The following is a 4,000-nucleotide window of genomic DNA, read 5'->3' on the forward strand; positions in this document are numbered from 1 at the left end:
CCGGTTGGCCCACGCCCCCCGTCGGGTCGGCGGCGGCCGGGGCCGGCAGGTTTGCATCCGGCGCCCCGACGTCGGTGGGGCTCGCCGGGGCCGGGCTGCCGGTCTCCAGCACCCGGCGCAGGTCGGCGAGGAGGCTGAGCCGCTCGGCTGAGTTGTGGTCCGATTCCGCCGCGTAGACCGCCACCGTGTCGTTGCGGTGCTTGGCGTCGTACATGGCGACGTCGGCGTGGCGCATCAGGGTGGCGAAGTCCTCGCCGTGCTCGGGGAAGAACGCGATGCCGATGGAGCCGCCGACGTCGAGCGGCAGGCCGTCCAGCGAGACCGGTTCGGCCAGCTCGCGGACCACCCGGTCGGCGAGCTGACGGGCCTCGCCGGTGTCCGTCAGCCCGGTCATCACGATGGCGAACTCGTCCCCGCCCAGCCGGGCCACCATGTCCTCCCCGACCACGGTGGTCAGCCGGGCGCTCACCTCGACCAGCAGCCGGTCGCCCACCGCGTGACCGAGCGCGTCGTTGACGTTCTTGAACCGGTCGAGGTCGATCAGGAGCAGCGCCAAGTGGGCACCGGGTTCGCCCCGGGCCGCCCGTTCGGCGTGCCGGTGCACCTGTTCGCCGACCTCGGCGAGCAGGGCCTTGCGGTTGGGCAGGCCGGTCAGCGGGTCGAGGGAGGCGAGCTGCTGCTGTTCGACGCTGAGCCGGGCCATCCGGTAGACCGCGAAGAGCGGCACCAGCACCAGCGGGATCAGCGCGGCGCTGGCCCGCGCCGCGGCGACCAGCACCGGCGCGAGCAGCAGCAGCGAGCCGGTGGAGAGCACCTCGAAGCCCAGCCCCTGCCGGAGGCTGGGCCACCAGCGGTCCCCGAAGCGCAGCCGGACGGCGGCGCTGACCAGGCCGTAGTTGACCACGAACCAGGCCGCCGTGGCGCCGCCCACGGCCGCCACGGCGGTCCAGCTCCAGCGGCCGTGGTCGAAGATCGCCCCGGGCCCGAACCGGGTGACCGCGTACGCGGCGCCCAGGGCGCAGGCGTACTGGCCGGCGTTGAAGGCGGTCCGCCAGGGGGCGTGCCGCATCCGCCAGCCGGAGACGGCCACGGCCACCGCCTGGACGGCGACCGCCGGGCCGAGGCCCCAACCGAGCAGGATCGCGAAGGTGAAGCAGGTCGACGGGAAGATCGCCGAGGACTGCCGCCGCCCGGGCGGGACGAACGGGCGGGCGTCGCAGAACACCGCGAGCGCCGCCATGGTCCAGAACGCGGCCGGCAGGCGGGACAGCTGGTCGGGAAGCGCCAGCAGCGGGCCGGCCGAGACCAGGCCGGCGACGGCGACGACCGCGGCCACGAAGCCGGCGAACGGCGCCGTCCGTCCGGGTGGGACGGAGTTGCGCGGATCGGCGGTCTCCATCACACCTCCCGGACGGGGCCTCGGCGCGCCCGTGCACGCGCCGTGCACCAATGAAACGCCCTCGGTGCCGGGTTTCCCGGTATGACAGTCACGAATCGGTCGTAGTCGTAATTAACTTGGTATACGCGGCCGAGTGCCCTCAAGATCCGCAAGGGCCGCGAACAACTGGACGACGTGCACCCCCAGCCCTCGACGCGGGTGCCGTGGCGACGTCCTCCGCTCAGCCCTCGACGCGGGCGACCTCGCGGGCGGCGTCCGGGCCGGCGTCGAGCAGTACCCGGAAGCCGTCCTCGTCGAGCACCGGCACCTTGAGACCGGCCGCCTTGTCGGCCTTCGAGCCCGGGTTGTCGCCCACCACCACGAAGCCGGTCTTCTTGGAGACCGAGCCGCTCACCTTGCCGCCCCGGGACTGGACGGCCTCGGCGGCCTGGTCGCGGGAGAACCCGGACAGGGTGCCGGTCACCACCACGGTGATCCCCTCCAGCGGGCGCGGGCCCTCGTCGACCGCCTCCTCGGCCATCCGTACGCCGGCCTCGTCCCACTTGCGGACCACCTCGCGGTGCCAGTCGACGGCGAACCACTCGCGGATGCTGGCCGCGATCGTCGGACCCACCCCGTCGACCGAGGAGAGTTCCTCCTCGGTGGCCCGGTCGATGGCCTCGACGGAACGGAAGTGCCGGGCGAGCGCCTGGGCGGCGGTGGGCCCGACGTGCCGGATGGAGAGCGCCACCAGCACCCGCCACAGGTCCCGCTCCTTGGCGACGGCGAGGTTGTCGAGCAGCTTGGTCGCGTTGCTGCCCAGGCTGCCGTCCTTGTTGACGAAGAACGGGGACCGGGCCAGCTGGTCGGCGTCGAGGGAGAACAGGTCGCCCTCGTCGGCGATGATCTGGGCGTCGAGCAGGGCCGCCGCGCCCTTGTAGCCGAGCACCTCGATGTCGAAGGCGCCCCGGCCGGCGAGGTGGAAGACCCGCTCGCGCAGCTGCGCCGGGCAGCTGCGGGTGTTGGGGCAGCGGATGTCGACGTCGCCCTCCTTGGCCGGGGCGAGGGGGGTGCCGCAGGCCGGGCAGTCGGTGGGCATGACGAATGGGCGGGCGTCGTCGGGGCGCAGGTCGACCACCGGGCCGAGCACCTCGGGGATCACGTCGCCGGCCTTGCGCAGCACCACGGTGTCGCCGATCAGCACGCCCTTGCGCTCGACCTCCCGGGCGTTGTGCAGGGTGGCCAGCGCGACCGTGGAACCGGCCACCCGGACCGGTTCGAGCACGGCGAACGGGGTGACCCGGCCCGTGCGCCCGACGTTCACGTCGATGTCGAGCAGCTTGGTGGTCACCTCCTCCGGCGGGTACTTGAAGGCGATCGCCCAGCGCGGCGCGCGGCTGGTCGAGCCGAGCCGACCCTGGATGGAGACCGGGTCGACCTTGACCACCACGCCGTCGATCTCGTGCTCGACGTCGTGCCGGTGCTCGGCGTAGTGGGCGATGTACCCGGCGACGCCGGCCAGGTCGGGCACCACCCGCCAGCGGTCGCTGGTCGGCAGCCCCCACGCCTTGAGGGCCGCGTAGGACTCGGACTGGGCCGTCGGCCGGAAGCCGCGGCGGGCCCCGATGCCGTGCACCACCAGGCGCAGCGGTCGGGACGCGGTGATCCGCGGGTCCTTCTGCCGCAGGCTGCCCGCCGCGGCGTTGCGGGGGTTGGCGAAGGGGGCCTTGCCCTGCTCGACCAGCCCGGCGTTGAGGTCGGCGAAGGCGGCCACCGGGAAGTAGATCTCGCCGCGGACCTCCAGGAGCTCCGGCACGTCGGGGAACTCGGCCGACGCGGTCAGCTCGCCCGGCACGTCCCGGATGCTGCGGACGTTGGCGGTGACGTCCTCGCCGGTGCGGCCGTCGCCCCGGGTCGCCGCCCGGACCAGCCGCCCCCGCTCGTAGGTGAGGTTGATGGCGAGCCCGTCGACCTTCAGCTCGCAGAGGTAGGGCACCGGGCCCCCGGCGTCCCGCTCGACCCGCTCGGCCCAGGCCGCCAGCTCCTCGTCGGCGAAGGCGTTGTCCAGCGAGAGCATCCGCTCGGCGTGGGCGACCGGGGTGAAGTCGGTGGAGAAGGTGCCACCGACCCGCTGGGTCGGCGAGTCGGGCGTGCGCAGCGCCGGGAACTGCGCCTCCAGCGCCTCCAGCTCGCGCAGCTGCCGGTCGAACTCGGCGTCGGCGATGGTCGGCGCGTCCAGCACGTAGTAGCGGTACTGGTGCTCGGTCAGCTCCCGGCTCAGCGTGGCGTGCCGCTCCCGCGCCTCCGGGGTCGGCTCGGCGCCGGCCGCCGCCTCCTGGGCGGGACTGACCTGCTGAGGGATGACTTCCTCGGACACGCTGCGACCTCCCGTGGTTCCGCTACCGGCACCGTATCGGTCCGGTCGGACAATCCGCCGGGCACCCGCCGCGCCCGAGCGGCGGCACCGCCGCCGACGTGCGAGGATCGCCGGACGGCGACCCGCGTGGTCACCGGGGCCGCGACGCCCCGGCGGACAGGCCGGGCCCCACGCCGGCCGGCTGCGGCGGCGTCGGTGGCACGGCAGGAGGCGGCGGTTCAGCGTCGCCGGCAGGAGAGGCGGGG

The 4,000-nt window shown here is 74.2% G+C and carries 2 protein-coding genes; both read right to left on the bottom strand.

Annotation, left to right across the window (positions count from 1 at the left end):
* Positions 1–1,399: GGDEF domain-containing protein (locus NCC78_RS28805; RefSeq protein WP_250798456.1), on the bottom strand; the 1,399-nt coding region annotated here is incomplete at its 3' end.
* Positions 1,400–1,619: 220 nt separating this feature from the next.
* The gene (gene ligA / locus NCC78_RS28810; RefSeq protein WP_250798457.1) at positions 1,620–3,755 is read right to left on the bottom strand and encodes an NAD-dependent DNA ligase LigA; all 2,136 of its coding nucleotides are present in this window, start codon (positions 3,753–3,755) and stop codon (positions 1,620–1,622) included.
* Positions 3,756–4,000: the final 245 nt, after the last annotated feature.

This window comes from Micromonospora phytophila (genome assembly GCF_023656545.1).
In the GTDB taxonomy this organism is placed as follows: Bacteria; Actinomycetota; Actinomycetes; order Mycobacteriales; family Micromonosporaceae; genus Micromonospora; species Micromonospora phytophila.